The organism is Blastococcus sp. SYSU DS0539 (assembly GCF_054050855.1).
In genome coordinates this window covers 24,923-40,971 of the sequence record NZ_JBJHAF010000011.1, presented here as the reverse complement: position 1 = coordinate 40,971, position 16,049 = coordinate 24,923, and the positions used below count along the sequence as shown (strand labels likewise).

At 74.7% G+C, this 16,049-nt stretch carries 10 protein-coding genes; 2 read left to right on the top strand and 8 right to left on the bottom strand.

What is annotated here, in order from left to right:
- Positions 1-32: 32 nt before the first annotated feature.
- From ACI790_RS14290 to ACI790_RS14280, 3 genes are all read right to left on the bottom strand, one after another.
- Entirely contained in the window at positions 33-2,681 is a 2,649-nt protein-coding gene (locus ACI790_RS14290; protein WP_456570442.1) for a reprolysin-like metallopeptidase, read from the bottom strand.
- A 182-nt stretch (positions 2,682-2,863) separates the two neighbouring features.
- Entirely contained in the window at positions 2,864-4,579 is a 1,716-nt protein-coding gene (locus ACI790_RS14285) for a reprolysin-like metallopeptidase (RefSeq protein WP_456570441.1), read from the bottom strand.
- A 144-nt stretch (positions 4,580-4,723) separates the two neighbouring features.
- A complete protein-coding gene (locus ACI790_RS14280) occupies positions 4,724-6,130 on the bottom strand; it encodes an NAD(P)H-quinone dehydrogenase (protein WP_456570440.1) in 1,407 nt (468 codons plus the stop codon).
- 115 nt (positions 6,131-6,245) lie between these two features.
- On the opposite strand from ACI790_RS14280, the gene ACI790_RS14275 reads away from it, so the two are divergent.
- Complete coding sequence (locus ACI790_RS14275; protein WP_456570439.1) at positions 6,246-6,707, top strand: gamma-glutamylcyclotransferase family protein; 462 nt, start codon at positions 6,246-6,248, stop codon at positions 6,705-6,707.
- A 186-nt stretch (positions 6,708-6,893) separates the two neighbouring features.
- Complete coding sequence (locus ACI790_RS14270; protein WP_456570438.1) at positions 6,894-8,336, top strand: hypothetical protein; 1,443 nt, start codon at positions 6,894-6,896, stop codon at positions 8,334-8,336.
- Here ACI790_RS14270 and meaB read toward each other — a convergent pair.
- The 5 genes from meaB to ACI790_RS14245 are packed head-to-tail and all read right to left on the bottom strand — an operon-like array spanning position 8,323 to position 15,982.
- Entirely contained in the window at positions 8,323-9,339 is a 1,017-nt protein-coding gene (meaB, locus tag ACI790_RS14265) for a methylmalonyl Co-A mutase-associated GTPase MeaB (RefSeq protein ID WP_456570437.1), read from the bottom strand. The two genes, ACI790_RS14270 and meaB, sit on opposite strands and share 14 nt — an antisense overlap.
- A complete protein-coding gene (scpA, locus tag ACI790_RS14260) occupies positions 9,339-11,546 on the bottom strand; it encodes a methylmalonyl-CoA mutase (protein ID WP_456570436.1) in 2,208 nt (735 codons plus the stop codon). Before scpA ends, meaB begins: the two co-directional genes overlap by 1 nt.
- Positions 11,543-13,489 (bottom strand): methylmalonyl-CoA mutase family protein, encoded by a 1,947-nt coding sequence (locus tag ACI790_RS14255; protein WP_456570435.1) that lies wholly within the window; start codon positions 13,487-13,489, stop codon positions 11,543-11,545. The genes scpA and ACI790_RS14255 overlap by 4 nt, the downstream gene beginning before the upstream one ends.
- Positions 13,437-14,780, bottom strand: coding sequence for an amidohydrolase (locus ACI790_RS14250; RefSeq protein ID WP_456570434.1), 1,344 nt, complete (start codon positions 14,778-14,780; stop codon positions 13,437-13,439). The genes ACI790_RS14255 and ACI790_RS14250 overlap by 53 nt, the downstream gene beginning before the upstream one ends.
- Entirely contained in the window at positions 14,777-15,982 is a 1,206-nt protein-coding gene (locus ACI790_RS14245; RefSeq protein WP_456570433.1) for a glutamate--cysteine ligase, read from the bottom strand. Before ACI790_RS14245 ends, ACI790_RS14250 begins: the two co-directional genes overlap by 4 nt.
- Positions 15,983-16,049: the final 67 nt, after the last annotated feature.

Sequence of the window (16,049 nt, the reverse complement as noted above, 5' to 3'; positions counted from 1 at the left end):
CGGGCCCCGATGTCGTCGGAGGTCCTCCCTCGTCAGGAGGCGCGGACCTGGCCGGTGGTGGCCGACCAGTACAGCATCCCGCCCTGGAAGCGCTGGTACTCGTCACCGTTGGGCCGCGGGACCGGGCCGGGGCCCACCGGATAGCCGAGGTAGCCGTTCTCCCAGCCGAGCTGCCCGTAGCGGGAACGGATCGCCCCGTTCACCGGCTGCGCGCCGGTCATGGGCGACCAGTAGAGCGTGCCGCCCTGGAAGTTCTGCACGCAGCCGCCGTCCCGCAGCCCGCAGACCTCCGCAGCGACCGGATAGCCCAGGTAGCCGTTCTCCCAGCCCGTCGCCTCCCAGCGGGCACGGATGGCGCCCTTCACCGGCTGCGCGCCGGTCGCGGGCGACCAGTACAGCGTGCCGCCCTGGAAGTTCTGCACGCAGCCGCCCCCGCGCAGCCCGCAGACCTCGGCAGCGACCGGGTACCCCAGGTACCCGTTCTCCCAGCCGAGCTGGCCCCAGTGCCCTCGGATCGCCCCGGTCACCGGCTGGGCGCCGGTGGCGGGCGACCAGTAGAGCGTGCCGCCCTGGAAGTTCTGCACGCAGCCGCCCCCGCGCAGCCCGCAGACCTCGGCACCGACCGGATAGCGCAGCGGACCGGTCTGCGCACCGGAGTTCACCCACCGGGCGCGGACGGCGCCCTTCACCACCTGCGCACCGGACGCCGGCGACCAGTAGATGACCGCCCGCTCCAGCCGCACCAGCGCACCGGTCCGGTCGGCCGTGCCGCCCTCGTCGGCCACCGGGAAGCCGAGCGCCGGCGGCCCGCCCGCGGCCTCGTACCGCGCCAGGATCGCCCCGCGCACGAGCTGCGGGCCCGTTCCGGCCGACCAGTACACCGTGCCGCCGGCGAACCGGGCGACGACCCCGCCCGGCACGGCCTGCTCACCGGCCAGCGGATACCCCCACGGCCCCGTCTGCGCGCCCAGCTCCCGCCACCGCGCCAGGACGGCGCCGCGCACCGCGTGCGCCCCGGTCGCCGGCGACCAGGCGATCACCCCCCGCTCGAAGACGGACGAGGCGCCGCCGCCACCGGTGGTCGCGGTGGTGTCGCCGGTCGGGTAGCCCAGCACCGCGGGGCCGCCCACGGCGGCGTACTCGGCCGCGAGCGGACCGAGCACGGCGTGCACCCGGCCGGCCGGGTTCCAGTAGAGGTCGCCGTTCTCGTAGGTGCGGCTGCAGCCACCCCCGGCCAGCCCGCAGGTCTCCTCCCCGGTGGGAGCGCCCAGGGGGCCGCCCGGTCCGTCGAGGTCCGCGTAGGTCTGCGAGATCGGTGTGGTGGTGGCGTCCTGCGTCGCGATCCGGACGCTCGCGGACGTGGCGGTGACGCTCTCCACGGACACCGCGAAGTCCCCGCCGGAGATCCGCACGACCTGGCCCACGGGCAGCGCCTGCAGCGTGTCGGTGTCCCACGCGGCGCGCGGGGACGAGGTCGGGTCGAACAGCACCGAGGTGTCCGACGGGCCCGCCGAGCGGCGCAGCAGCACGCCCGGCTCGAGCCCCAGCCAGTTGGCGTCCGTCCCGAGGTAGCCGTCCCGGCCGCTCGCCGGACGGAACTCCAGCCAGTACACGACGCCGTCGGGGTCTACGAGCTCGACCGCGCGCGTCCCGGTGCGGCCGGACACCGGTGACAACGCCACGGTGACGGAGCCCGGCGTGCCCGCGACCACGGTCTGCACCTGCGCGGCGGCGAGGAGCCCGATGCGGTCGGCCTGCGGGGCGTTCAGCGATCCGATCTGCTCCCACGAACCGCCCATGACGTCGTAGAGATCGCCGTAGGTGACCGTGCGGCAGGTCCCGTACTCCAGCGTGGTGTCGCACTGCCGTTCGGCGGAGTGCCCCAGCCCGAAGTTGTGCCCCAGTTCGTGCGCGATCACCGACGTGGCGGCCGCCTGCACGTACAGGTAGCCACCCGCGCCGGGGGCGTTGCGCACCTCCGCGAGCCCGTAGGCGCAGCCAGGGAGGGTTCCGGACGCGCCCGGCAGGTAGAGGAGGAGGTGCTTGCCGGGGCCGGGCGTGAACCCGACCTGGGCCGCGGCGTCGTCCCAGAGGGCGTAGGGGTCGTCGCAGCCGGCGGTCGAGCGCAGCCACTCCGGGCGGGGCGCGGTGGCCCCGATCCGGATGGTTCCGCCGCTCTGTTCCTCCCAGAAGTCGGCGACCGCCCCGTTCAGCGTCGTGAGGACCTGGTCCGCGGTCGTGTCGTCCGGGGCCGCCCCCGCCGGGGCGACCAGGGCGACCGTGAGCTGGTTGGTGAACGGCGCGGAGGCCGGCGCGAGGGTCTCGGTGGCCGCCGCCTCGAGGATCTCGGTCTCCAGGACCTCCCGGGCCGGCTCGAGCTCGGCCGCGAGCGGGGTCTGCTCGGCCACCGTCTCCCCGACCACGACCTCCACCGTGCTGCCGACCGGGATCTCCGCCACGTCGTCGGTGGCCACCCTGACGGTGTCCCCCGCGTCGGTCCGGATCCAGCTCAGCGGCCGGCTCTCCGCGGGGTCGTGGAACTCGTGCCCGTGCTCGGGCTCGGGCCACGCCTGGACCAGGGTGCCCACGAGCGTCTCCGCCACGGCCGGGGCCGGAGCGCCGTCGTCGGCGGAGGCGCCGGACGGGACGGACGACCAGACGCCGAACGAGGCGAGAGCCACGACGGGGACGGTGAACGTCGCCCGGATACCGGGCGATCGGGTGAAGCGTCGCACGAACGAACTCCAGTCGAGAGGGATCCCCTTTCCCATCGGCTGGCCGCACGGGCGGCTGAACCACCGACGGTCACCTCGTCGGTCGGCCGGCCGTCCGGTGCCGCCGGTGCCGACGCGGGCGGCCGGGGTCAGCGGCGGATCGACCGCCGGCGCAGGGCCTGCACCAACAGGACGCTCGCGCCGGCGAGGGCGGCGCCCGCCACCGGCAGGAGCAGCCCGCCGAGGGAGCCGGAGCTGTCGGCGACCGGGTCCAGCGCGACCGTGCCGCGCGGCACGCTGAACCCGCCCTCCGGCGCCCAGTACGGCGGCGGCTGCGGCGCGGCCACGGCTTCCGGGGCCGCGACGGAGGTCCCGGTGAGGGTGGTGGTGCCGCGGCGGTCCGCACCCCCGGCGTCCGCGGGGCCCGCTCCGGCGCTGCCGCTCCGGTCGACGCCGGGCCGTGCGGCCGGCAGCACGTCGACGACCGCCGCACCACCGTCGACGGCCCGCACCGTGACCGTGAAGTCCCCGCCGGACAGGGTGACCGGCGCGCCCACCGGGAGGGCGGACTGCAGATCGGCGTCCCAGCCGGCCGCCGGACCCGGTGTGCCGTCGAGGAGCAGCGAGGTGTCCGGGAACCGGCCGGCCCGGTGGAGGAGCACGCCGGCGTCGAGCCGGTACACGTTGTCGCGGGTGGCCAGCCAGCCGTCGCGCCCGGTCGCGGCCCGCAGCTCCAGCCAGTAGACGACGCCCTCGGCGTCGACCAGCCGCAGGGCCCGCACGCCGGTGCCACCGGCCAGCGGGGCCAGCGTCACGCTGGTGGCGGGCTCCCCTACCGACACGGTCCGCTCGGCGTTCCCGGGGAGGACGCCCAGCGCCGCGGCCTGGACGGCGTTCAGCGCACCGAGCCGGGCCCAGGAGGCGCCCATCACGTCGTAGAAGTCGCGGTAGCCGGCGGTGCGGCAGGAGCCGTCCTCCACCGCCCCGTCGCACTGGATCCCCGACGAGTGCCCCAGGCCGAAGTTGTGCCCGAGCTCGTGGGCGATCACCGAAATGGAGGTGTCCCGCACGTACAGCCGGCCGCCGGACGCGGGGCCGACGCCCACCTCGGCCAGCGCGTAGGCGCACGCCGGCTGGCCGGCGGTCTGATCGCTCAGCCGGAGCAGCAGGTGCTTGCCCGGACCGGGGACGAACCCGACCTCCGCCGCCACCTCGTCCCAGAGCACGTCCGGCGTCGCGCAGCCGGCCGAGGTGCTGATCCAGTCGTGGCGGGCGGCGACGCCGACGGTGAGGGCGCCACCGGTCTGCTCGGACCAGAAGCCGGACACGCTGCCGTCCACCGCCGCGACGACGTCCTGCAGCCGCGTGCCGTCCGGAGCGGTGCCGGCCGGCGCCACCAGGACCACGGTGACCTCGTTGGTCACCCCGCCCCGCGGCGCGGGCAGCGGCTCGGGGGTGCCGGCCGGCGGCGGGGTGAGGACGTCGCTGTCGAGGACCGTGCGGGCGGGCTCGTAGCCGTCCTCGCCGGCCTCGTCCTCGACCGGCCGGCCGACGGTCAGCTGGACCGTGGAGCCGCCGGGCACGGTGGCGACCTGCTCGGCCGGCACGCGGACGGCGCCGTCGGCGGTCTCGACCCAGCTCAGCCGCGTGCCCTCGTCGTGCTCGTCGGCCCCGGCCGCGTGCCCACCGGCCCCCGGCTGCGCCTCCGCCCACACGTGCACCAGCTCGCCGACGACGGTCGTCCCGCTGTCGGCGGCGGCGACGCCCGGGACCGCCACGGCGGCCAGGACCGCTCCGGCCAGCGCCAGGGCGCGGATCGGACGACGGGAGCCGCGTGGACGACGGAGGTCGTGGTCAGGAGACATCGACTCCTGAATCGGCGGGCCGGTGCCCGGTCGGCACGGGTTCGGCGATGTTGAGCCGAACTCCCGTCACACCCGCCGCACGCGCCCCGGCGCTCCCCTGGGTCCCGCCGCGGCCCCGTCAGGCGAGGTCGTCAGGCGAGGTCGTCAGGCGAGGTGGTCGGCGCCCATCAGCCGGCGACCGGCCTCGGTGATCGACCCCGACAGCGACGGGTAGATCGCGAAGGTCTGCGCCAGGTCGTCGACGGTCAGCCGCTGGGTGACGGCGAGCGCGATCGGCAGGATCAGCTCGGAGGCCCCCGGCGCCACGACGACGCCGCCGACGATGACCCCGGTGGCCCGACGGGCGAACAGCTTCACGAAGCCGTCGTGCAGGTCGCTCATCTTCGCCCGGGCGTTGGTCGCCAGCGGCAGGAGGACCGTCTCGACGTCGGGGTAGTCCGGCAGGGCCTTCTGCTGGACTCCGACGGTGGCGATCTCGGGGTGGGTGAAGACGTTGGCCGCGACCGTCTTGAGCCTGATCGGCGCCACCGCCTCGCCGAGCGCGTGCCACATCGCGATGCGGCCCTGCATGGCGGCCACGGAGGCGAGCTGGAAGACGCCCGTGACGTCGCCGGCGGCGTAGATGCCGGTCACCGAGGTGCGGGACACCCGGTCGACCACGATGTGCCCGGACTCGGTGGTCTGCACGCCGCACTGCTCGAGGTTCAGGCCCGACGTGTTCGGGATGGTGCCGACCGTCATGAGCGCGTGGGACCCCTCGACCGTGCGCCCGTCGGTGAGCTCGACCTGCACACCCGTCCCGGTGCGCCGCACCGCGGCGGCCCGTCCCTTCTCGGCGATCCGCCCGCCCCGGGACCGGAACACCTCCTCGACGACGGCGGCGGCGTCGGAGTCCTCGCCCGGCAGCACCTGGTCGCGGGAGGAGACGAGGGTGACCGGGATCCCGGCCTCGAGGTAGCCGGAGGCGAACTCGGCGCCGGTCACGCCGGAACCGACCACCACCAGGTGCTCGGGCATCTCCTGCAGGTCGTAGACGTCGCGCCAGTCGAGGATCCGCTCGCCGTCGGGCTCGGCGCCGGGCAGCACGCGCGGGTCGGCGCCGGTGGCGATGAGGACGACGTCGCTCTCGAGCTCCTCGGCCACCCGCCCCTCGGCGTTCACCACCTCGACGGTGTGGGCGGCCATTCCCGGGGTCTCGTCGGACAGCCGCCCGTGGCCGGCGACGATGCGCACGCCCTCGGCGGTCAGCCGGGCGTGGATGTCGGCCGACTGGGCCACGGCCAGGCCCTTGACCCGCTGGTTCACCGACGCGAGGTCGAGGTTCACGGTCGCGAGCTCCGCACCCTGCAGGCCGAGGACGGCGGAGTCGCGCACCGATCTCATGGCGCCCGCCGCGGCGATGAAGGTCTTGGAGGGCACGCAGTCGGTGAGCACGCTGGCCCCGCCGATGCCGTCGCGCTCGATCACGGTGACCTCCGCGCCGAGCTGCGCGGCGACCAGGGCGGCCTCGTAGCCGGCCGGGCCGCCACCGATGATCACGATGCGGGTCATGGGTCCATCTTTCGTCGCCGGTCGGTCCGTCGGGGGCCATTCTCCCCGGTCGGGTGTCGGCCGCGCGGCACCGCCCGTCGCCGGTCGGGCCGGATCGCTGGATAGTCTCGCCCCGATGGGCCTCTACGCCGCCTACGGGTCGAACATGGATCCCGCTCAGATGCTGCGCCGCTGTCCGTCCTCGCCGCACACCGGCACCGGCTGGATCCGGGGCTGGCGGCTCACCTTCGGTGCCGAGGAGCTGGGCTGGGAGGGCGCGCTCGCGACCCTGGTGCCCACCGACGACGACGGGCAGGCGGCCGGCGTCTTCGTCGCGCTCTACGACCTGACCGAGGCCGACGAGCGGGCCCTGGACGCGTGGGAGGGGGCCGACTCCGGGCTGTACCAGCGGCTGCACCTGCGGGTGCACACCCTCGGTGGCGACGTGGTGTCCTACGTCTACGTCCTCGACGCCTTCGAGGGCGGCCTGCCCTCGGCACGTCACCTCGGCGCGATCGCCGACGCCGCGGAGGCCGCCGGCGCCCCGGCCGACTACCTCTCCGAGCTGCGCGCCCGCCCCTGCCGCTCCTCGTTCTGACCCCCACCACGACTCCAGGCCCGTTCCGTCACATCAGCCCCGCCGGTGTCCCGCTGAGTGATCGAGTGGTGACGCTGCCGTTACGCTCGGGCGACCAGATGCCCACGGCCCGATGACGAGGCCGGTGTCCACGGGCGTCCGGACCCACCGCCAGGGGAGGCCCCACGGATGTTGTTGCACCGTCCCGTGAGCAAGCTGCGGCACGTGCTCGAGCGTTTCGGCGCCATGGAGCACCGGCTCGGTGAGCTGCAGGGCGCGCTCGACGACGTCCGGCACGTCCTCGCCGCCCAGCACGAGGCGCTCCGGCTGGCCGAGAACGGGGCCCGGACCCGGGACCTCGAGCTCCGGGACAGCGTGCACCTCGCCGCGCGGCGGGCCGGGCTGTCCCGGCGCCGGACGCGCGCCCTCTTCCTGGTGCACCACATCGAGGCGTGGGACGGCTACCACGAGCTCGAGCGGGCGATGCGCGCCTCCGACGACTTCGAGCCGATCGTGGCCTCGATCCCCCGGCACTTCCACGGCTCGGACGGGTACACCTACGAGGAGGAGATCCACCGGGGGCTCCTCGCCCGGGGCGTGCCGCACCTGCGGCTGCCGGCCCACGGGCAGGACGAGGCCCTCCGGCTGATCAAGGCCATCGACCCCGACCTCGTCTTCCGCCAGTCGCAGTGGGACGCCGACATCCCCGACGACCTGGCCACGGACCGGCTCACCTTCGCCCGGCTGTGCCTCGTCCCGTACGAGACCATGAACCTGGTCCAGAACGTGCCGGGCCCGGACGGTGTCAACTCCGCCGTCGACTTCCCGCTGCACCGTGCCGCCTGGGCGGTCTTCTGCACCAACCAGCTGATGCTGGAGGCGGCCCGCCGGGACGGCGCCCGGGGTGGCCGGCAGTTCCGGGTCACCGGCCACCCGAAGGCCGACCGCCTGCGCAACGCCGCCCCGGCCTGGCCGATCCAGGACGACGGCCAGGGCCGGCCACGCCGGGTGGTCTGGTCGGCCCACCACAGCATCGGTGTCGGATGGTCCCGGTTCGGGGCCTTCCCGGCCATGGTCGAGGACATGCTCGCCTGGGCGCGGGAGGACACCGACACCGATTTCGTCTTCATGCCGCACCCGGCGCTGCTGCCGTACACGTGCTCGGCGGACTCGCCGATCCCGCAGGCCGAGGTGGACGCCTGGCTGCGGGAGTGGACCGCCCTGCCGAACACCGCCGTCTTCACCGACGGCGACTACGCCCCGCTGCTGGCCGCGTCGGACGTGCTCGTCACCGACGGCCTGAGCATGCTGGTCGAGTACCAGCTGCTGCAGAAGCCCGTCGTCTTCGTCGAGCGCGCCGGGCACCGCCCCTTCACCGAGATCGGCGAGATCGTGCGCGCCGGGACCCACCCCGTCGGCTCCGCCCTCGAGGCACGAGCCGTGGCCGCGCGTTTCCTCGGCGGGGAGCCGGACCCGCTCCGGCAGCAACAGGAGCGCAACGTGGAGCGGCTGTTCGGATCGGGCTCGAGCGTCGAGCGCATCCTCGCCACCCTGCGCGAGATGCTCGCGGTGGAGCGTGGCGAGCTCGGCGCGGCGGATCTCGACGGGTGGGGGCGGTCAGGTCACCTGCCGGAGTTCACCTCGCCCTGACCTGCCGGGCCCCGTGATCGGCGTCGCGGAAGGCCGCGAGGATCTGCTGGGCGGCCAGGGCGGGGGTGAGCTCGCCGGCCAGCACGGCCTGCTCCAGGTCCGGGACGGCGGCGCGGACGCCGGGGTGCGACCGCAGCGAGTGCTCGAGGCCGTCCCGCACCAGCTGCCAGGTCCAGCGCACCTGCTGGGTGCGGCGGCGCTCGTCGAAGGCCCCGGAGAGCTTCGCCCGCTCCTGGTGCTCGACCAGCTTGGCCCAGACCTCGTCCATGCCCTCGCCGGTCAGCCCGGCGCAGGTGAGCACCGGCACGTCCCACGGCTCGCCCCGGCCGCGCAGCATCCGGATGGCGGAGGAGAGCTCGCGCGCCGCCTTGCGGGCGTCGGCGGCCGCCGGGCCGTCCGCCTTGTTCACGGCGATGACGTCGGCGATCTCCAGGATGCCGCGCTTGATGCCCTGCAACTGGTCGCCGGTGCGCGCGATGGTCAGGAACAGGAACGAGTCGACCATCTCCGCGACGGTGATCTCCGACTGGCCGACGCCGACGGTCTCCACCAGGACGACGTCGTAGCCGGCGGCCTCCACCACGACCATCGACTCGCGGGTCGCCTGGGCGACGCCGCCCAGGGTGCCCGAGGTCGGCGAGGGCCGGATGAAGGCGTTCTGGTCCACCGCCAGCCGGGCCATGCGCGTCTTGTCGCCGAGGATGGAGCCGCCGGAGCGCGCCGACGAGGGGTCGACGGCGAGCACCGCGACCCTCGACCCGGCCGCGGTGAGGTCCACCCCGAGCTGGTCGATGAACGTGGACTTGCCCACGCCGGGGACGCCGCTGATGCCCACGCGGCGCGCTCCCCCGGCGTGCGGCAGCAGCTCGACCAGCAGCTCCTGCGCCCGCTCGCGGTGGTCGGCCCGCCGCGACTCGACCAGCGTGATGGCCCGCGCCATCACCCGCCGGTCGCCGGCCAGCACCCCCTCGGCGAGCGCAGGGACGTCGACGTCCCGCGCCATCAGTGACCCAGACGCTCGGACAGCGTCCGCAGCAGCTCCTGGGCCGCCTCGGCGATGACCGTGCCGGGCGGGAAGACCGCGGCGGCGCCCATCTCCTTCAGCGTCGGCACGTCGTCGGGCGGGATGACCCCGCCGACGACGATCAGCACGTCGTCGGCGCCGAGCTCGGCGAGCGCGTCCCGCAGCGCCGGCACCAGCGTGAGGTGACCCGCGGCCAGCGAGGAGACCCCGACGACGTGCACGTCGGCCTCGACCGCCTGCCGGGCGACCTCGTCCGGCGTCTGGAACAGCGGGCCCACGTCGACGTCGAAGCCGAGGTCGGCGAACGCGGTGGCGATGACCTTCTGCCCGCGGTCGTGACCGTCCTGGCCCATCTTGGCCACGAGGATGCGCGGCCGGCGGCCCTCGGCCTCGGCGAACTCCTCGGCCAGCCGGCGCGTCTCCTCCATCGGCCCGGATGCTCCTGCCTCGTCGCGGTAGACGCCGGAGATGGTGCGGACCTGGCCGGCGTGCCGGCCGTAGACCGCCTCGAGGGCGTCGGAGATCTCGCCGACGGTCGCCTTGGCCCGCGCGGCGTCGACGGCGAGCTTCAGCAGGTTGGTGTCGAGGTCGTTGCCGCGGCGGCCGTCGGCGGCGGCGCGGGCGGCGTCGGTGAGCCGGCCCAGCGCCTCGGTGACGGCGCGGCCGTCGCGGTCGGCCCGCAGCTGCTCGAGCTTGGCCTTCTGCTGGGCGAGCACGTCGGCGTTGTCGACCTTCAGCACCTCGATCGCCTCGTCGGCGTCCACCCGGTACTTGTTCACGCCGATGACCGGCTGGCGGCCGGAGTCGATCCGCGCCTGGGTGCGGGCGGCGGCCTCCTCGATGCGCAGCTTCGGGATGCCGTCGTCGATGGCCTGCGCCATGCCGCCGTGCTCGGCGACCTCCTGGATGTGCGCCCAGGCGCGGCGGGCCAGGTCATAGGTGAGCCGCTCGACGTAGGCCGAGCCGCCCCACGGGTCGACGACGCGGGTGGTGCCCGACTCCTGCTGCAGCATCAGTTGGGTGTTGCGGGCGATCCGCGCGGAGAAGTCGGTGGGCAGCGCGAGCGCCTCGTCGAGGGCGTTGGTGTGCAACGACTGGGTGTGCCCCTGGGTCGCGGCCATCGCCTCCAGGCAGGTGCGGACGACGTTGTTGTAGACGTCCTGCGCGGTCAGCGACCAGCCCGAGGTCTGCGAGTGGGTGCGCAGCGACAGCGACTTCGGGTTCTGCGCGCCGGCCTCCTTCACCAGCTTCGCCCACAGCAGGCGCCCGGCGCGGAGCTTGGCGACCTCCATGAAGAAGTTCATGCCGATGGCCCAGAAGAAGGACAGGCGGGGCGCGAACGCGTCGACGTCCATCCCGGCGGCCTGGCCGGCCTTCAGGTACTCGACGCCGTCGGCCAGCGTGTAGGCCAGTTCCAGGTCGGCCGTCGCCCCGGCCTCCTGGATGTGGTAGCCGGAGATCGAGATGGAGTTGAACCGCGGCATCTTCTGCGAGGTGAACGCGAAGATGTCGCTGATGATCTGCATCGAGGGCTTGGGCGGGTAGATGTAGGTGTTCCGCACCATGAACTCTTTGAGGATGTCGTTCTGGATGGTCCCGGTCAGCTGCTCCGGGGCCACCCCCTGCTCCTCGGCCGCGACGATGTAGAGCGCGAGCACCGGCAGCACGGCGCCGTTCATCGTCATGGAGACGCTCATCTTGTCCAGCGGGATGCCGTCGAACAGCTGCCGCATGTCCAGGATCGAGTCGATCGCGACACCGGCCATGCCGACGTCGCCGGGCACCCGCGGGTGGTCGGAGTCGTAGCCGCGGTGGGTGGGGAGGTCGAACGCGATCGACAGCCCCTTCTGCCCGGCGGCGAGGTTGCGCCGGTAGAAGGCGTTGGACTCCGCGGCGGTGGAGAAGCCCGCGTACTGCCGGACCGTCCACGGCTGCGTGGTGTACATCGTCGGGTAGGGGCCGCGCAGGAACGGCGGCAGCCCGGGCAGGGTCTCCAGGAAGTCGAGGTCCTGCAGGTCGGCCGGCGTGTACAGCGGCGGTACGGCGATGCCCTCGGGGGTCTCCCAGGTCGCCTCCGCCACACCTCGGCCGGTCGCCTCCTCGAACGCCTTGGCCCAGTCGTCGGCCGAGGCCGACGCGGCCGGGCGGCCCAGCTCGACGTCACTGAAATCGGGGATCGTGCTCATGCCTGAACTCCTTCGAGACCCAGCTCGGAGTGCACCGTGCGCAGCGCCGCGAGGGCGTCGCACCCGGCGAAGACGTAGCCGTCGACCCCGTCGACGGCGAGGTCCGGCTTGCCCGCGAGCCACACCTGCGTGGCGCCCGCGGCCCGGAGCTCCTGCGCGAGCCCGGCGGCCTCGGTCGCGTAGTCCTTGTCGGTGCCGCAGATGCACGCCACCGTCGTGCCGGCGTCGGCGAACCCGCTCGCGCGGTCGCCGGCCGGCGTGGCCAGCCCGCCGGCCTGGAACAGGTTGCCGGCGAACGTGGCGCGGGCCGTGTGCCGGGCGATGGGGCCGAGGGTGGCGAGGTAGACGGCGGGCCGCTCCCCCGCCGCGTCCGCGGCGTCCCGCAGCGCCTCGAACTCCTGCGCCGCGCGCACCCGCGGCAGCCCGCCGGTGGCGGGCAGGATCTCCGCCGCCGGCTGCCGCTGCGGCAGCTTCTCGGCGAGGTTGGGGAACTCGCTGACGCCGGTGAGGGCGTCGGCGCGGGTCGCGAGCCGCTTCGCCCGCGCGTCCCACGCCTGCGCGATCCGGTCGCGCACCAGGCCCGACTGCAGCGCGGCGGACAGACCGCCGGCCCGCTCGATCTCGGTGAACCAGTCCCAGGCGGCGCGGGCCAGCTCGTCGGTGAGCGACTCGACGTACCAGGAGCCACCGGCCGGGTCGAGGACGCGGGCGAGGTGCCCCTCCTCCACCAGCAGGCTCTGGGTGTTGCGGGCGATCCGGCGGGAGAAGGAGTCGGGCAGGCCGAGCGCGGCGTCGAACGGCTGCACCGTGACGGCGTCCGCACCGCCCACCCCGGCGGCGAAGCAGGCCACGGTGGTGCGCAGCATGTTGACCCACGGGTCGCGCCTCGTCGTCATGACCGACGAGGTGACCGCGTGCTGGTGCTGACCGCGCACCTCGGCCGAGGCGCCGCTGACCTCGCCGACGCGGTCCCACAGCCGTCGGGCGGCGCGCAGCGCGGCGATGGTCGTGAACTGGTCGGCGGAGGCGGAGTAGCGGAACTCCAGCGCGGCGACCGCCTCGTCGACGCCCAGCCCGCCCCCGGTCAGCGCCCGGAGATATGCCACGCCGGCGGCCAGCGAGCAGCCGAGCTCCTCGACCACGGAGGCGCCGGCGTCGGAGAAGACCGTCCCGTCGACGACGACGGTGCGCAGGCCGGCGTGGGCGGCGGCGCGGCGGGCGACGTCGGCCAGACCCGAGAGGTCCTGCTCCTCGCCGGAGGCGGCCTGGACGCCCAGCGGGTCCAGGCCCAGCGAGCCGCCGGGTGCCAGGTCGGTGCGCCCGTCGACGAGCGCGAGGAACGCCTCGGCCGCCGGGAGCCCACCCTGGACGCTGACCGGCGCCAGGTCGAGGAGGACGTCGGAGAGGACCTCCCCGAGGGAGTCCACGGGGATCGCGCCGTCCCCGACGACCAGCCACAGCGAGGTGACGCCGTTCTCCAGGTCGGCGGCGATCGCCTCCTTCGTGACGGCGACGTCGGGGTGGGCGTGCCGCTGCCGGACGTCCCAGCCGCCGGGGGCGCCGCCCTCGGCCCCGCCGGCGGCGGTGACCTCGGCCGATCCGGCCGGGCCGCCGGACGGCCGGGCGCCGCGCACGAAGGGCGCCAGGCCGGGCACGCCGACCGCGCTCGGGAGGTCGCGCGCGTCCTCCGCCGTGTACAGCGGGGCGACCGTGACGCCGGGGGCGACCGGGCGGCGCAGGGCGTCCTCGACCGGGTCAGGGAGGTCCTCCCGCCCGGACTTCCGCAGCACGCCGGCGACCAGCTCGCGCCACTGGTCGCGGGTCACCGCGTCGAACTCGCCCGCGAGCGCCAGGGCCTCGGGTACCTCGTGCTCGGCCGGCACGTCGGCGTCAGCCGGCGCGCTCCCCTGACCGCTGCTGCTGTGCTGGTCCGTGGAAGTCATCCTCGGATTCCCGCCTCTCGTCGACGGCTCGTCTACCTGCAGTGTCTCCGGGTGCCGGTCGGCGCGTGCGAGGGGGTGGTGGCGGACCGGTCGGGGAGGGTTCAGCGTCGGCCTCCAGCGCCAGCAGCGCCGTCCGGGCCAGCAGCCGCACGCCGACACCGATCGCCCGCTCGTCGACGTCGAAGGTGCCCCGGTGCAGGTCGAGGGGCGCACCGCCCCCGTGGGTGCCCAGCCGGGCCAGCGCGATCGGCATGACGTCGGCGAACCAGCCGAAGTCCTCCCCGCCCATGCTCTGCGGCGACAGGACCAGGTTCTCCGCACCCACGCTGCCCAGCGCGGCCGACCGCAGGAGCGCCACGGAGCGGGGGTCGTTGACCACCGGTGGCACGCCGCGGATGTAGTCGACGCCGACCTCCGCACCCGTCGTCGCGGCCACCCGCTCCACCAGCGAGCGCAGCAGCTCCTCGGCGCCCTTCCAGGCGTCCCGGTCGAGCACCCGGACCGTGCCGCGCAGGGTGCCCCGCTGCGGGATGGCGTTGGCCGCCACCCCGGCGTTCACCGCGCCCCAGACCAGCGACATCCCGACGCGGGGGTCGACCTGCCGGGAGAGCAGCGACGGCAGGTCGGTGATCAGCCGGCCGAGGGCGTCGACCAGGTCGACGGTGAGTTGCGGCCGGGCGGTGTGCCCGCCGGGGCCGGTGAGCGTGACGTCCATCCGGTCGCACGCCGCGGTGATGGAGCCGGTGCGCAGGCCGACCTTCCCGGCCGGCACCGACGGGTCGCAGTGCAGCGCGAAGGCGCGCGAGGCCCCGTCGAGGACGCCGGAGGCGACCACCTCGGTGGCGCCACCGGGCACCGTCTCCTCCGCCGGCTGGAACACGCAGCGCACCCGGCCCGGGAGTCCGTCGAGACCGGCGAGGGCCAGCGCGACGCCCAGCACGACCGTGGTGTGCACGTCGTGGCCGCAGGCGTGGCAGAGCCCCTCGCGGGTCGAGGCGTAGGGCACGTCCTTGAGGTCGGCCAGCGGCAGTGCGTCGATGTCGCCGCGCAGCACCACGACCGGTCCGTCGCCGGTGCCCACCTCGCAGACCAGGCCGGTCCCGGTGGGCAGCCGGCGCGGCCGCAGCCCCGCCGCGCGCAGCCGCTGCTCGAGGAACGACGTCGTCTCGAACTCGGCGAACGCCAGCTCCGGGTGGGCGTGCAGGTGCCGCCGGATCGACACGAGCTCGGGGTGGTGGGCCCCGACCCACTCGTCGACGGCCGCGGCCAGCTTCTCGACGACCGGCGTCATGCGGCGTGCCCGCCCGCGCACTCCCCCGGCCCGGGCACCGGGCCGTCGGGGCGTCCCGCCGGGCCGTGCGCCGGGAGGCCGTCGCGCAGCTCGGCGAGCAGGCTGTCGACGACGGGCGCGAGCTCGCCGTCGTGTTCCAGGGCCACGGCCCGCTGCCGCTGGTAGGAGGCGCCGACCTCCAGGACGCGCAGGACGTCGGCCAGCTCGGCCTCGCAGCGCAGCCGCTTGGCGGTGGGCATGAGCTCCTCCACCAGCTCGGCGATCGCCTCGCGCACCGGCCGGACGGCGTAGTGCTCGTCGACGACGATCTCGGCGTCCAGCCCGTAGCGGGCCGCCCGCCACTTGTTCTCCCGGATCACCCACTCCTCGGGCCGGGGCAGGGTGTAGCCGCGGTCGAGCTGGGTGTCGAACTGCTCCACCAGGCACTGCGCGAGCGCCGCGACCGCGCCGATCTCGTCGAGCGTGGGCAGCCCGTCGCAGATCCGCAGCTCGACGGTGCCGAAGTCGGGGTGCGGGCGGATGTCCCACCACACCTCGCGGACGCTCTCGATGCTCTTCGTGGAGATCAGCGTCTCCATGTACTCCTCGAACTCGTCCCAGTCGCTGAGCTGGAACGGCAGCCCGGCCGTGGGCATGCCCTCGAAGACCTTGGTGCGGGCCGAGGCGAGGCCGGTGTCGCAGCCGACCCAGAACGGCGAGGACGACGACAGGGCCAGGAAGTGCGGCACGTACTGGCACAGCGCGTTCACGATCGGGATGACCTTCTCCGGCGCCCGGACGCCGACGTGCACGTGGACGCCGAAGATCTGCATCCGGCGGGCCAGCCACTGCATGCGCTCGACCAGTTCCTGGTAGCGCGGCTTGGGCGAGATCTGCTGGGTCTGCCAGTCGGTGAACGGGTGGGTGCCGGCGCAGAGCAGCCCGAGCCCGCGCTCGTCGGCGGTGGCGACGACCTCGGCGAGGGTGCCGGCGAGGTCGGCCTTCGCCTCGCCCACGGTGGTGCAGATGCCGGTGATGATCTCGATGGTCGACTGCAGCAGCTCGTGCTTGGCCTTGGGGTGCTCCTCGGCACCCTCGGGTCGCAGCGCCTCGAGGATCTCGACGGCGCCGGGCGACAGCTCGCGGGTCTCCCGGTCGATGAGCTGCAGCTCCCACTCCACACCGAGGCTGGCGCGTTCCGAGCTACGGAAAGGGATCTCCACCTCCGGAAGTCTAGGGACGATGCCCCTGCCCCACCCCCCGAGCCGGTGGGTGGTCGGCACGATCACC

Excerpts from the sequence above, each read along its gene's own strand:
- ACI790_RS14255 (WP_456570435.1), bottom strand. The coding sequence starts at position 13,489 with ATGACTTCCACGGACCAGCACAGCAGCAGCGGTCAGGGGAGCGCGCCG.
- scpA (WP_456570436.1), bottom strand. The coding sequence starts at position 11,546 with ATGAGCACGATCCCCGATTTCAGTGACGTCGAGCTGGGCCGCCCGGCC.
- ACI790_RS14285 (WP_456570441.1), bottom strand. The coding sequence starts at position 4,579 with ATGTCTCCTGACCACGACCTCCGTCGTCCACGCGGCTCCCGTCGTCCG.
- meaB (WP_456570437.1), bottom strand. The coding sequence starts at position 9,339 with ATGGCGCGGGACGTCGACGTCCCTGCGCTCGCCGAGGGGGTGCTGGCC.
- ACI790_RS14280 (WP_456570440.1), bottom strand. The coding sequence starts at position 6,130 with ATGACCCGCATCGTGATCATCGGTGGCGGCCCGGCCGGCTACGAGGCC.
- ACI790_RS14250 (WP_456570434.1), bottom strand. The coding sequence starts at position 14,780 with ATGACGCCGGTCGTCGAGAAGCTGGCCGCGGCCGTCGACGAGTGGGTC.
- ACI790_RS14275 (WP_456570439.1), top strand. The coding sequence starts at position 6,246 with ATGGGCCTCTACGCCGCCTACGGGTCGAACATGGATCCCGCTCAGATG.